The sequence below is a fragment of the Paenibacillus sp. FSL R5-0744 genome, from assembly GCF_037972555.1.
GTDB lineage: Bacteria > Bacillota > Bacilli > Paenibacillales > Paenibacillaceae > Paenibacillus_AQ.
The window spans coordinates 511,716-526,642 of sequence record NZ_CP150228.1 but is presented as its reverse complement, the minus strand read 5'-3'; the positions used below and the strand labels follow the sequence as shown (position 1 = coordinate 526,642).

Here is a 14,927-nt window from a genome sequence, read left to right as displayed (position 1 = left end):
TAACTTTTTATTTTAATTTATAGAACCTTTAATTTATATTAATGCAAACCAACCTTTCATTTTACATTTGAATGATAAGATTTAGTAGGTTTCTAATAAAAGATTTGAGGGGAGAATACTTATCCAAATGATTATTTCTTCAAGAGTAAGGAAATGGTGGGCTAGTGGACTGGCAATGTTAATGCTTGTCGGCAGTGTGCTACCAGCTATTCAGACTGCCGAGGCAGCACCGGATAATAGCAATGTTGTTATCTCACAAGTCTATGGCGGTGGTGGAAACAGCGGAGCAGAGTTTAAGAATGATTTTATTGAATTATACAATCCTACCAACAAACCAGTAGTCTTGACTGGATGGAAAGTTCGGTATACTTCCGCAACTGGAACCTTTAGCAGCGGAACAGAATTAACAGGAACTATTCCTGCAAATGGATACTACCTCGTCCAAGAGGCTGCAGGAACAGGAGGAATTGCTGCACTACCTACTCCTGATGCCGCAGGTATCCTAGCTATGAGTGGGACAAACGGTAAAGTCGACTTGGTTGACCCATCGAATAATACGATAGATTTAGTTGGCTATGGTACAGCTACAGGTGTTGAGGGAACTCCAACCCCTGCTCTCACCAACGCGACAGCCGCTATTCGTAAAGCCGCAGCTGGTGCACCAGCTGATAGCCGTGGTCTAGATACGGATAACAACGTTGCGGATTTTGTTGTTCAAGCAGCAAGTCCACGCAATAGTAGTTATGGTAAAGCACCAGAGACAGCTAGCTCCGTAGTAGCTTCACCAGCCGCTAATGCCTGGCCGGTAGGCACTGAAATTTCTCTGAACTCTCCGACAGTTGGAGCATCCGTCTATTCAGCTGTTTATGGATCAGGTGGTTCAACTGATTTCCAACCTTACACAGGGCCTATCACCTTAACTGAGGACACTACGATTAAGGCGTATGCTTCAGAACCAAATATGCCAAACAGCGCAATAACAACTTTTGACTACACGATTCTGACCAAAACAGACGTCGCAACAGCACGCCTTGGTAATAAAGGTCAGAATATTTCAACAGAAGGTATCGTAACTCACATTAACGCAGCAAAAATGTATATTCAGGATGGAACCGGTGGGATCGTACTTTATGGATTCCCAGAGTTCGCAAACGTTGGAGATCGTGTTGCAGTTAGTGGCGAGATGGATATCTACAGCAACCTGCAAGAGCTCAAACTCCAAAGCGGACTTCAATACTCTGTCGTTGCGAGTGATGTAGGTGTACCCGCACCTAAATTGATTACAGCAACCGACTTGTCTGCAGCCAACGGCGAAAACCATGAAGCTCAGCTGGTAATTATGAATAATGTCACTATAGATAATGTAAATGGAAATACAGTGACTGCAAGTCAAGGCGGACAACAATTCACAATTTTCTCAACCCTGCCTAAACTAGTAAAGGGTGCAACCTTTGATAGTATCACTGGGGTTATCGAGCAATATAATACAACTTATCAATTCATTCCACTTAACGAAAACGCTTTGGTGGAAGAAACCTTTTCTGTAATGGCGAGCCCTGGTGCAGGTCGCATCATTAAAGGAAGTGCTGTGACCCTATCCAGCCCTACCCTTGGAGCACAAATTCATTACACGACCGACGGAACTGAACCGACAGCAGCAAGCAAGCTTTATTCAGATCCAATTACAGTTAGTAAAGATCTTACCATTAATGCAATTGTCGTAGCAGATGGTAAGACAAGTAAGGTGTATACCTTTGCTTATAAAGCTTCTGATCTCCCTCGTATACATGATATTCAAGGAGAATCTCATGCCTCTGAGTATGTAGGTCAGAACGTTACTGACGTAGAAGGTATCGTTACCCAATACGGATACACATTCGCAACTGGCGCTTATAGAGGTTTCTTTATGCAGGACCCTCAGCCGGACAATAATGTGAACACATCGGAAGGTATTTTCGTTTACAGCACAAATGCATCCCTTAAACCTAAAGTTGGAGATTTAGTGCGCGTTAATGGAGTCGTTTCCGAGTATAACGAAGGAAGTGCGAGCAATCTAACCTCCACTCAAATTAATATGACATCACTAACAGTAGATTCCTCTTCTAGTTATACTGTGCCTGAACCTATCGTACTTGGCAAAGGTGGAAGAGCTATTCCTTCTTCCATCATTGATAATGACAGCATGGCTGATTTTGAACCTAGTGAAGATGCCATAGATTTTTATGAATCGTTAGAAGGTATGCTTGTAAAACTCCCTACCCCTACGATTATTAGTCCTTACTGGACAAGTGGTAGCGGAAATTCCATGCTTTATAACATCCCTACAAGAGTAGAAAATGATACTCCTGATGTCATCACACCAGCTGGTGGACTAGTTCTAAAAGAATATAACCAATTCAATCCTCAGCGCCTTATCATTGCTTATGGAAATCCGGGTCAAGAAGTCATCACCGGAGATAAGTTCGCTGGAGATGTTACAGGGGTCATCGGATACAACAATGGCAATTTCAAAGTAATTCCGGAGAACGGTAAGCTGCCAACCATTACCCCAAGTACTTTTAAACAAGAAACAACTACTCTTGAGGTTAATGAGGACAAGCTATTAATCGCTTCATACAACATTGAGAACTTCTACCCAGGCGTCGGAGCAACAAAAATCCAGAAACTTGCCGACTCCATCACGAATAATATGAAAAAGCCTGACATTATCGGCGTGGTCGAAATGCAGGATAGCAATGGTGAAACCAACAATGGAATCACTGAAGCAAGTGCTGACGAACTGATTAAGGCTATTGAAACTGCAGGCGGTCCTGTATATAAATACACAGACATCGCTCCAGTCAACAATCAGGATGGTGGTGCTCCAGGCGGAAACATTCGCGTAGGCTTCTTGTACAACCCAGCAAGAGTACAGCTTGCGGATAGTGTAAACGGTCAAAAAGGTACATCTACGCAATCCGTTGCTTATGATGCAGCGACAGACAAGCTGACTTACAATCCGGGACGAATTGATCCAACGAATGCTGCATTTGCTAGTTCACGTAAACCACTTGCTGCACAATTTATTTTCGGCGGCGAAAAAGTGATCGTGATCGCAAACCATTTCAATTCAAAAGGCGGCGATAATGGTCCTTTCGGGAACGTTCAGCCACCGGTATTGTCCAGTGAAACACAACGTCATAAAATTGCGGCGGTCGTAAACGGATTTGTCAAAGAGGTTCTAACTGCAAATCCTGAAGCCAATGTCGTAGCTCTTGGCGATTTGAATGATTTCCAATTCACTAAAACTGCAACTATTTTAAAAGGTACAGAGCTGGACAATTTGATCGACACATTGCCTTTAAATGAGCAGTATACGTACACCTATGACGGAAACTCTCAAGTACTGGATCATATTCTTGTCAGTAAAAATCTAACGGCTTCTTCCAAAGTAGATGTCGTCCATCTAAATGCCGACTTCTCTCCATCGAAAGGTCGGGTATCCGATCATGATGCGGTTGTAGCACAGATTGATTTTAGTACTGCTGAAGACTTCCCATTAACAGTTCTACACACCAACGATACGCATGCAGGACTAGATACTGTAAGCTCACCAAACAACATCTTGCGCCGTGTAACAGCAATCAAAAATGCTAAGGCGACTACAGAAAACCCTATTCTTCTCGATGCGGGTGATGTGTTCTCCGGAACACTCTACTTCAACAAGTATCTGGGTCAAGCAGATCTGACCTTTATGAATCTGGTCAAATATGACGCTATGACTTTCGGTAATCATGAATTTGATAAAGATTCTGATACGCTTTCCAAATTTATCGGCAACGCTAAGTTCCCTTTTGTCTCATCTAATGTGAATTTCTCTGCAGATGATATTCTAAGCAAAATGTTCACCAACGAAATTGGTCGATCGGGTAATGCGGCAACCATCTACCCTGCTCTAATCAAAGAAGTTGACGGAGAACAGGTTGGTATCATTGGTCTGACGACAGAAGATACTGCCAACATTGCTTCACCAGGTAAAGTAACTTTTGAGAATGCTGTAGTGAAGGCAACAGAAACTGTCGCTATGCTGCAAAAAGAAAAGATTAACAAGATTATTGTTCTCTCACACCTTGGCTACGAAGAGGATCTCAAGTTAGCCAAAGCGGTTAATGGCATTGATATTATTGTCGGTGGTCACAGCCATACGCAATTAGATCAAGCGGTTGTAGATAACAGCGATCCTAATGCACCGAAGCTTATTGTACAAACTGGTGAAAAAGGACTCTTCCTTGGTCAGCTTGAAGTTAAATTTAACAAAGATGGCGTACTGACAGATTGGAAAGACCAATTAATCTCCATCGACGCTAAGAACGGCGCTAACTACGTTATCGCAGAAGATCCTGAAGCTAAAAAGATCCTGGATACCGACTATAAGCCAGGTATTCTAGAGCTAACCAACGAGGTAGTAGGAAACTCAGAGGTTGTCCTGAACGGCGTTCGTAACGATGTTCGCACAAAGGAAACCAATCTCGGTAACCTGATTGCCGATGGTATGCTTTTTGCAGCCAAGAAAGCTGGCACTAATGCCGTAATCGCCCTGCAAAATGGTGGCGGTATTCGCGAATCTATCAATGAAGGACCGATTACACAAGGTGAAGTACTCGGAGTACTTCCTTTCAACAACGATCTGGTTACGATCACTTTGACCGGACAAGAAATTAAGGATGCCATGGAGAATGGGGTTTCCAAAACTCCAGCAGCAGACGGACGTTTCCCGCATGTTGCAGGGTTGAAATTCTATTATGACTCCACGAAGCCTGTGAACGAACGTGTATTACGTATCGAAGTGAAGAACGGAGACAAATACGTTCCTCTAGATCTAAAAGCATCTTATGAAGTAGCTACTAATGCTTTCACAGCTAAAGGTGGAGATTTCTATACTTCCCTTGAGAAGGCCTATAAAGAAGGCCGGGTGAATCTACTGTATCTGCCGGACTTTGATGTATTTACGAAGTACCTTAAAGAAGTTGGAACTGTCACTGCGAACACTTCCGCTGTTGAGGGCCGGATTGTGGATCTGAAAGGTGCACCACTGCCGGAGACAACTGAAGACTTCCCATTAACAGTTCTACACACCAACGATACGCATGCAGGACTAGATACTGTAAGCTCACCAAATAACATTCTACGCCGTGTAACGGCAATCAAAAATGCTAAGGCGACTACAGAAAACCCTATTCTTCTCGATGCGGGTGATGTGTTCTCCGGAACACTCTACTTCAACAAGTATCTGGGTCAAGCAGATCTGACCTTTATGAATCTGGTCAAATATGACGCTATGACTTTCGGTAATCATGAATTTGATAAAGATTCTGATACCCTTTCCAAATTTATCGGCAACGCTAAGTTCCCTTTTGTCTCATCTAATGTGAATTTCTCTGCAGATGATATTCTAAGCAAAATGTTCACCAACGAAATTGGTCGATCGGGTAATGCGGCAACCATCTACCCTGCTCTGATTAAAGAAGTAGACGGCGAACAGGTTGGTATCATTGGTCTGACGACAGAAGATACAGCGAATATTGCTTCACCAGGTAAAGTGACTTTTGAGAATGCTGTAGTGAAGGCAACAGAAACTGTCGCTATGCTGCAAAAAGAAAAGATTAACAAGATTATTGTTCTCTCACACCTTGGCTACGAAGAGGATCTCAAGTTAGCCAAAGCGGTTAATGGCATTGATATTATTGTCGGTGGTCACAGCCACACGCAATTAGATCAAGCGGTTGTAGATAACAGCGATCCTAATGCACCGAAGCTTATCGTACAAACTGGTGAAAAAGGACTTTTCCTTGGTCAGCTTGAAGTTAAATTTAACAAAGATGGCATACTGACAAATTGGAAAGACCAATTAATCTCCATCGACGCTAAGAACGGCGCTAACTACGTAATCGCAGAAGATCCTGAAGCTAAAAAGATCCTGGATACCGACTATAAGCCAGGTATTCTAGAACTGAGCAATGAGGTAGTAGGAAACTCAGAGGTTGTTCTAAACGGCGTTCGTGATAATGTTCGTACAAAGGAAACTAACCTTGGTAATCTGATTGCCGATGGTATGCTTTTTGCAGCCAAGAAAGCTGGCACTAATGCCGTAATCGCCCTGCAAAATGGTGGCGGTATTCGCGAATCTATCAATGAAGGACCGATTACACAAGGTGAAGTACTCGGAGTACTTCCTTTCAACAACGATCTGGTTACGATCACTTTGACCGGACAAGAAATTAAGGATGCCATGGAGAATGGGGTTTCCAAAACTCCAGCAGCAGACGGACGTTTCCCGCATGTTGCAGGGTTGAAATTCTATTATGACTCCACGAAGCCTGTGAACGAACGTGTATTACGTATCGAAGTGAAGAACGGAGACAAATACGTTCCTCTAGATCTAAAAGCATCTTATGAAGTAGCTACTAATGCTTTCACAGCTAAAGGTGGAGATTTCTATACTTCCCTTGAGAAGGCCTATAAAGAAGGCCGTGTGAATCTGCTGTATCTGCCGGACTTTGATGTATTTACGAAGTATCTTAAAGAAGTTGGAACTGTCACTGCGAACACTTCCGCTGTTGAGGGACGGATTGTGGATCTGAAAGGTGCACCATTGCCGGAGATAACCCCAACTCCAACACCAGTGCCAACATCACCAACAGTTCCAACATCAACATCAACAGCAACAGCAACAGCAACAGCAACACCAACGACTGTTCCAACGGCTGCACCGCAAGTAACAACAATTGATGCTGCTGATCTGACCAAACAACTTGCTGAACTGCCAACTGGTAAACATGAACTGGTTATTCCGGTTAAAGCGACTACTGGCGGCGCTCAAGTAGAACTCCCAGGCAGTGTGCTTGTAAAACAAGCTGCTGCACAGCCTAACACCATTCTTACCCTTACTACTGATGGCGCTTCGTATTCCTTGCCGCTCAGTGTTGTAAACAGTGTGTCGCTTGCCGCTCAATTAGGCACCAGCGACTTTACAATTACAGTATCCATTCTATTAGCGGATTCGAAAACGCTAAGCAGCACAAACCAAGCTATCGCTTCACAGCTAGGTAATGCTACTTTAGCTGCTCCAGTAATCGAATTTAGTGTTTTAGCAGTAGCCGGATCTAAGCGTGTACCGCTGAACAACTTCGGCAGTACTTATGTTAATCGGACGATCAATGTACCTACTTCCTTAAATTCAAATAACGCAACGGCAGTCGTCTTCGATCCTGCTACAGGCAAGATTTCCTTCGTGCCTGCGATATTTGCCCCTAAGGCTAATGGAACAACAGATGTTACGATTAAACGGAACAGCAACAGCTATTACACCGTTGTTAAATCTTCCAAAACGTTCGGAGATATTAGCGGACACTGGGCTAAAGCGTCCATTGATCTGTTAGCTTCCAAACTGATCGTTAGTGGAACCAATAGCGATACATTCTCTCCTTCACAGTCGATCACACGGGCTGAGTTCGCAGCATTAATTACGCGTTCTCTTGGACTTGTGACAACCGGTGGCGAGACAACTTTTAAGGATGTAAATCCAAACGCATGGTATGCTGATGCTATTCGCACTGCTGCAGAAGCCGAATTGATTTCTGGTTATACCGATGGCAGCTTTAAGCCAGGTAGCCCGATCACTCGGCAAGAAATGGCCTCTGTATTAGCTAAAGCCATCAAGTACACGGGCAAAACCTTAAATGCCGATCCTGCAGCACTAGCTAAATTCAGTGACGCAGCAAGCATTCCTGCTTGGTCCCAAGCAGCAGTAGCAGAAATCGCTGCTGAGGGCATCATTCAAGGAGCGAAAGACGGTTCCTTTGCTCCACAAAAGCTGGCAACTCGTGCTGAAGCCGTTACGATGCTGGAGAAGACCTTGAAATCTCTTCAGTTCATCAATTAATAAAGGCTCACAGCTCTGAGGACAAAAAGGCGGTTCCTAGGGTGCATAATGCACTCGAGGAACCGCCTCTTTTTCATATAACCTCTAGGATTCCATCCCAGCCTCATTCTCTTCATAATGACTTGTATCCCCGTGCAGCAGGATCTCCGGCACGCCATCCGTAAAATCAATCCTGGATAAGCAGGTTGGATATATGTAAGGCAGATCCCATAGCTTAGGCAACTCTCTGCCCTCAAAATAAGCCATCAAGAGCTTGATCACTACCGTATGCGTTACGATAAGAATCGTCTCACCCTGATGGGCAGTGAGAATTTCCTGAAGCTTCTCCAGTGCTCTTGTCTGCACCTCTGCGAAGGTCTCGCTGCCCTCCACTTTAAACCGGTCGGGTTCCTTCCAGAAATAACGATGCTGGTCTGAATACTGGGCTGCCAGTTCAGCAGAATCTCTACCTTCCCATACGCCCATGCCAATTTCTTTAAATGCATCGGAAATCTTCAGCGGAACATCCCGCTCTCCGCGTATAATTTCAGCTGTACGCAGCGCCCTTGGGCTAGAGCTTGCATAAATGACATCCAGATTTGTAGCCTGCATTCCCCGACTCAACCATTCCGCCTGTTGTACGCCAAGCGTCGTCAGCGCAGAATCCATATGACCTTGCATACGATTCTGCACATTCCATTCTGTCTGTCCATGACGCGTTAGATATATCGTTGTAGTACTCATCCGTTGCTTCTCCTCCTAATCCCAAATTCAGAGATAGTCTACTTCCTGTTTTGCTCCATCCAGTTCACCGCATAGTCTACAATTTCACGCTGTGGAATCAATTGAGCTGCAGCTGAGGCGATATGACCATTTGTAATGAGCCCTGTCTCTTGCCCGAATTGCTCAGCAAGATCAACGAAATCGTCAGAGTTCCAATCTAGCTCCTTGAATTCCACCCACTGTCTATGACCATCCACTAGTATAGGTGCTCCGCCAATGGCTTCCTTCTTTCCTTCATAGAAGGCCCGGCATTCAGCAAGATGTAATGAAGTATTATTCAGATTTCCAACGCCTAGCAGCAGCACACTTCCCCCCAGATCATAAATACGAGCTAATGGAGAGTCATCCCCCAAACCGTATTCAAGGGAGTGACCATATATAATCTCATCCCTATGCTTGCCCCAAGCCGCAAATGAATGAATGGGGTGATCGCTGCGCTTTACCTCTTTTTGTCTACGGAAGCAATCCGGAATAACCCCCATTCCTCTCAGTGGGGTCAGGTCTGGATCATAAGCCGGCATCTGCTCACGGATACTCTGCCACCAAGATTCGGGCACCGGTGGGTTACTCCAGCCAGCAGGGTCCGTCAGATCACTAGAATGCGTGGGCATCACAAGTGTACCTGACTCTCCAAGGACCTCCTCAAGCGCCAAAATAACGGCAACCGGGCCACCTGCCACCCATTGGCCTAGCGATTTGAAGGACGAATGCAGTATAATCGTCATCCCCGCCTGTACACCCAGTCTCCGAAAATCCTCTGCCAGCGTCTGAACTGTAATCAAATTGCCTTGAATTTCTTCCACCCTTCATTCCTCCAAACTCTCTTGCTGCTAATCCTAGCAAAGCTTCTCACTGCCATTATATAGGAGGATCACTTCTAACGACACCCTTAACGCCCATCAAGGTACAGTTCAGCAATGATATTTATACTAAAGCTACTTATCCTGCCTTTTACGACAGATCTTCAGACAGCATTTTGGCTCTATAATCCCCTGGAGAGATCCCTTCCAACTCTTTGAATACACGGGCAAATTGCTTACTGTTCTCAAAACCTACTTTCTCCGAAACCTCAGCAAGCTTGCCACAGTCTTTCGCTAGCAGTTCTTTAGCATGACGGATGCGTACCTTTTTTAAATAAATGACAAAATTCTCACCAGTATATGCTTTGAAGGCTTCGCTAAAATAAGAATAATTCAAAGAAACATGGTTACTAACCATAGCCATATTTAGTGGACGAGCATAGTTCGTTTCAATATAGTTCAACGCTTCCTCCATATCAGCATGTTCCGTATGAGCAGAGCGCACCCCTACAATGTAATCACTCACACTCAGGAGCAAATTCTCAAGCGCACGATAATAATCATGGAAATGGCGATAGTTATACATATTACCAACCGTACGATATAGCTTTAACACCTCAACCGAGGCTTCCCCATACAGCCGAAATACTTCATCCAGCACCTGCTCATTGATACTCTGCCCGACACTCTCGAGATAAGACAAGTCCAGTTCCTTCAAATGCTCTGTTTGAAAAATAACAGCCAGCAGGCATTTTATTTCCTTCTCACGTTCTGTCCCAAGCATATTGAGCAGTTTACGAAGCGCCTCCTTCGGCAAAGGAAAGTTACGACGCTCTTGACTGACATCCTCGTAATCCAAAAATCCTTCTTGCGGAAACAAAAAAGTATATTGTAGTGCCCGACAAGCTTCCTTGTAACAGGAACGAAGTTCTTCGAGACCTTTTCCCTCACGGCTGATTCCGATCGATAAACTAGTTATTTCTCTAGCTTCAGCTTGACGGGATAGTTCCATAAAGCTCTGTCTACTAGTCCCGATTAATACTAACTTACCGTCCCAGTCCGTTATAATTTCTGAAAAACACTTTTCGATTGGCCCCATCAAACGTCCGACCAGCCCTTGAACTTCTGTCGCCTTCATCCGAGTCCCATCATTAAAATAGTAATTCAGCACGCCAACTGTAAAAGGAACCTCCAAACCATTTAGCTCCTCTTGCTGCTCGGGCTCCAACTGAACCTCCTGCTGCTGCAGCAGTCCCCGTAAACGGCTGGAGCGTAGCTCTTTGCGAAACTGTTCTGCTTCCCGCTCTATTTTCTTGACGCTGAACTCCTGTTCTTCCTGTTCCTTATGGATATGCAGCAAGATTTCGAACAGCTCATCTCGGCGAATCGGCTTAAGTAGATAATCCTTCACACGATAACGTATGGCACATTTAGCATATTCGAAATCATCGTACCCACTTAGGATCACCACTGCTGGTTTTTTCTCGCCTCTTACCTCCACAGATAGCTGCTCCAAAAGCGTAATTCCATCCATTACCGGCATACGAATATCCGTAATAATAATATCTGCACCATCTGTCTTAAAGACCTCGAGCGCCTCTGCACCATTGCTCGCCATTATGATCGAATATGCGGACGGAAATTCCCTTTCAATCATGATCTTCAGACCTACACGAATATTTTTCTCATCATCAACGATCAGTAATTTCTTCATGGTTGTTTTTCTCCCGTCAAAAGAACTTTCGGCAAGCTTAGACGTACCATCGTCCAACTCCCTGCCTCGCTCTGTACTACAAGCCCGTATTCTTCGCCATAAAAGATTTGCAGACGCTGGTGTACATTTCGCAGTCCTATGCCCCCTGCTCTCTGGCTTACTTCCCGCTGTTCACAGGAGCTATCACTATCACAACATTCATCCTTGGCATATATCGCCTCGTTTAAAGCAACTAGACGTTCTGGGGTAAGACCGATACCATTATCACGAAGCTCTATGGAAATATCACCTTCCGTTTCCGAAATATGAATATGAATGTTCGGGTTCTCTAAATTCTCTTTTTCACCGTTCCAAGCATGCTTAACACTGTTCTCTACAATAGGCTGCAGTGACATTTTCAGCACCTCCAGCTCCAAATATCGAGGTTCAATATGAAGTACAAGCTTAACCGGGTACTCAAAACGAATATTCATTACTTCAATGTAATTCTCAATATGGCGGACTTCATCACGAAGCTTCACATACTCCCCAGACCATTTGAAATTATAACGCATCATTCCACCGAGCGAAGTTAGTGCGTCTGATATCGTTCGTTGATTTTCAATTTCAGCAAGCATTTTAATATTTTCAAGTGTGTTATATAAAAAATGTGCATCTATTTGATTATGCAACGTGCGCAGCTCAGCCTCTTTGGACAATGCCTGCTTACTCACAGCCTGAGCCACCAACTTATTAATTGTATTCATTAGCTTAGAGAAATGATGGGCAAGCTCACCGACTTCTCCTCCACCCCGAATCGTAATGCCACTATATGCTTCACCTCTGCGCACGCTTTTCATAGTTTCGGTCAATCTGCGCAGATTTTTTAGAATAAAGGTATTCATCACATAAGCGATCAACGTGAGTAAAATAATAAATCCAATGTTAGCTCCAATAATAAAGTTGCGTGTACGGGAGATATCCTTCAAAACACCCTCCGTTGAGACCACATTTAACAGATAAGCATCAATACGTTCCAGCGGTGTGTTAATAAGTAAATAAGATTTACCGTTGGCTGTATAACTACTATCCCATTCACCTGTAGCCTTGAAGGTCTTGTATCGTTCAGTAATAACACTAGCCATCTCCTCGTTATCCTGTAGAAAAGACTGATCAGGACGAGTAAATAGCTGCAGCTCACCATCTACAAGGAACATTTGTGTCTGGTTATCCCGTACATCGGTATATGTCTTTGGTGTAAAGCGGTTCAACATCATATCTACTTGAACCATCCCAATATGGTTGCCAGCAGGACGACTCATCTCACGTAGTAAAGAAACCTTCGGCAAACTCTCAGTCGGTGCACCCAAGTATCTCTGCATCAGATCCGGATCACTCCTTTGAAAAGACCAGTACTCCTGTTCCTCCAACTGCAGTGCTTTCTGGTACCAGGGCTCGGAAGAGACTCGTTCTTCGCGAAATAAAATCGGCCAAATTTCATGCATCGTTTTACTTTTGGAATACAGCCGTAAATGCTCGATATTCGGATTATTAAATTGAATACGTGTCATATTCACATAAACATTTGTATTAAAATCAACCAAATCTTCAAGCATCGGCTCAGTCTCATTCGCAAGAAAGTCTTTAACATCCGAGTCAGAATACGCCATCTGTGCTGCCCGCTCCATCGCTTCAATTTGATTGTGGATATGCAATTTTTCCATTTGCAGCAAATACTCATTTTTCTCAACAGCATCTCGGAAATAGGTACTATTGATAGACTCATAAAAATAGACGGACACCAGCAAGCACGGACCTATAATAATAAAAACATAGGCAGCAATCAAACGACTCTGCAGCGACCTTCGTCCCCACCAATATAAGAAGGAATTCCAAATTTCTTTGCTGCGCTCACGCATATTCTCCCTCTTCACTTCTTCAACGTTCACCTCGCTAATATCGTGAATACTTAACATACTTAACAACTATACCTTATTATTGTTTCAAAATAACCCAAAAACCCGCAATCAGCGGGCTTCTGGGTTATATTTTATTGGGCGAGCTTCACTTTGTTCTCTTCATACTTTTTCTGTTGATAGGCTTGGAATTTATCTACACCTATATCCTTTTGTTTCGCTAAATACTCACTCCATATTTTATCGAACTCAGCATCCGAAGAAGCCATAAGCAGCTTAGGAATCGTCTTCCCGCGCAGTTCTTTCAGCTTTGTAGCAATGATGCCTTCAGGGGAGTTGCCTGTAGGATCAATCTGTTGGAACGTTGAAGTACTAGTCGCTTTTCCTCTCGTCCAATCTTCCAATTGTTTAAAAGGTTCTACTGATTTAGGTGCCCATTGATCCGTGATATTCGTGTTCTGCATCATCCAGTAGGTGAACGAAGATCCGTATTGCTTATCAAACGCCGAACGATCCTTATTCATTAGATCAAACACTTCAGGCTTAAATTGGTCTTTGCCATCAATCGTTTCGTAGCTGACACCCTTTTCACCGAGGAACAAGTCTTTATTACCTTCTTCACTGTTCAAGTAGCTTAGGAAGCGGATAGCGCGAGCTTTATCCTTTACATCTTTGGAGATCAGCGTTACTGTCCAGCCTGCGATCGCAGGTCCATCTAGGGTCGGTTGATCCAAGTTCGTATTCGAAGGACCATCAATAGCAATATAAGTTTTGCTAGGATCTTGTTGGTAGATCGTACCCAGTTGCGCTGCAAAGTCTGTACGTTGGTAGAGCATCGCGAAATAACGACCTTGAGCGATCTTCTCTTCCATTTGTGGACGTTTATCAATAAAGATATCTTTAGCAAGCAGTCCATCCTGATTCGCTTGGCGAAGTGTCTTCATCCAGCGGATATATTCAGGATCAGTCTCACGGGCATATACCTGACCATCTTTTTCTCTAGGAATTGCCAGGAAGTTCTGAAGATAACCTTCCAGAGAATCATTGCCGTTTACACCAAATTCATGCAGACCAAGCGGGATTAGCGGCTGTCCATTTACGTCAGGGAATTTCTCTTTCGCTAACTTAAGCGCATTCAAGAAACCTTCTGGTGTGCGCATATCAGGACTGCCAATCGCTTCATACATATCCTTACGGACCGCGAATACTTGGTTGGATACGTAGTTCTCTCCATATTTCTCATAGTCAGCAGGAGAGGAAGAAGAGTTAGGATAGCCATACACATTGCCATCTTCCTGAGTGTACCAATTCAGCTTATCTTTATCAGAAACTTTGTAGAAATAAGGATCATATTCATCAGCAAGCTTGTTCAGAGGTAGCGCAAGATCACCTTCGATTATTTTCTTAATTGCATCTTCATAGAAGCCCAATGTGATAAAATCAGGCAATTTACCAGAAGCAATGAGTGTGTTCAGTTTCTCATTCTCGTTACCAGCCGGAACGATGAAATTAATATCAACGCCGGTCTTCTTAGTTACATATTGAGAAGTTGGGTCCACGCCCCATTTGTTAGGGAACCAAGAGAAGTTCAGGTACCAGTCAAACGTAATCGGTGAAGTGTCAATCTTCCAACCTGGTTCATCAGCAGACAATGTAGCAGCAGGTGCATCTGTCGCCCCCGTGTTCGTTTCTTTAGTGCCATCCGAATTTCCTTTAGCGTTATTTCCACTGGAACAGCCTGCGGCTGACAAGGCCATAACCGCTGCCAGAAGTAGAGCCATCGCTGTTCTCGGTTTGCGTTTCATACCCATATTCTTTACCCCTTTTCTATGATT

Annotated in this window: 6 protein-coding genes; 1 reads left to right on the top strand and 5 read right to left on the bottom strand. The window is 44.0% G+C overall.

Translation table 11 applies throughout. The features are described from left to right. Positions 1-127: 127 nt before the first annotated feature. Positions 128-7,921, top strand: coding sequence for a 5'-nucleotidase C-terminal domain-containing protein (locus MKY19_RS02340; RefSeq protein ID WP_339800003.1), 7,794 nt, complete (start codon positions 128-130; stop codon positions 7,919-7,921). 84 nt (positions 7,922-8,005) lie between these two features. Here the strand turns inward: MKY19_RS02340 and MKY19_RS02335 are convergent, their stop codons facing one another. From MKY19_RS02335 to MKY19_RS02315, 5 genes are all read right to left on the bottom strand, one after another. Further along, positions 8,006-8,644, bottom strand: coding sequence for a histidine phosphatase family protein (locus tag MKY19_RS02335; RefSeq protein ID WP_149646192.1), 639 nt, complete (start codon positions 8,642-8,644; stop codon positions 8,006-8,008). 38 nt (positions 8,645-8,682) lie between these two features. Continuing rightward, complete coding sequence (locus MKY19_RS02330; RefSeq protein ID WP_042184458.1) at positions 8,683-9,486, bottom strand: AAC(3) family N-acetyltransferase; 804 nt, start codon at positions 9,484-9,486, stop codon at positions 8,683-8,685. Positions 9,487-9,634: 148 nt separating this feature from the next. Beyond that, the gene (locus MKY19_RS02325; RefSeq protein WP_339800000.1) at positions 9,635-11,197 is read right to left on the bottom strand and encodes a response regulator; all 1,563 of its coding nucleotides are present in this window, start codon (positions 11,195-11,197) and stop codon (positions 9,635-9,637) included. Further along, positions 11,194-13,152: a histidine kinase gene (locus MKY19_RS02320; RefSeq protein WP_339799998.1), complete on the bottom strand. Its 1,959-nt coding sequence runs from the start codon at positions 13,150-13,152 to the stop codon at positions 11,194-11,196. Before MKY19_RS02320 ends, MKY19_RS02325 begins: the two co-directional genes overlap by 4 nt. Before the next feature lie 74 nt (positions 13,153-13,226). Continuing rightward, a complete protein-coding gene (locus MKY19_RS02315) occupies positions 13,227-14,903 on the bottom strand; it encodes an extracellular solute-binding protein (RefSeq protein WP_339244505.1) in 1,677 nt (558 codons plus the stop codon). Positions 14,904-14,927 lie beyond the last annotated feature (24 nt).

Excerpts from the sequence above, each read along its gene's own strand:
- MKY19_RS02340 (WP_339800003.1), top strand. The coding sequence starts at position 128 with ATGATTATTTCTTCAAGAGTAAGGAAATGGTGGGCTAGTGGACTGGCA.
- MKY19_RS02335 (WP_149646192.1), bottom strand. The coding sequence starts at position 8,644 with ATGAGTACTACAACGATATATCTAACGCGTCATGGACAGACAGAATGG.
- MKY19_RS02315 (WP_339244505.1), bottom strand. The coding sequence starts at position 14,903 with ATGGGTATGAAACGCAAACCGAGAACAGCGATGGCTCTACTTCTGGCA.
- MKY19_RS02325 (WP_339800000.1), bottom strand. The coding sequence starts at position 11,197 with ATGAAGAAATTACTGATCGTTGATGATGAGAAAAATATTCGTGTAGGT.
- MKY19_RS02320 (WP_339799998.1), bottom strand. The coding sequence starts at position 13,152 with ATGTTAAGTATTCACGATATTAGCGAGGTGAACGTTGAAGAAGTGAAG.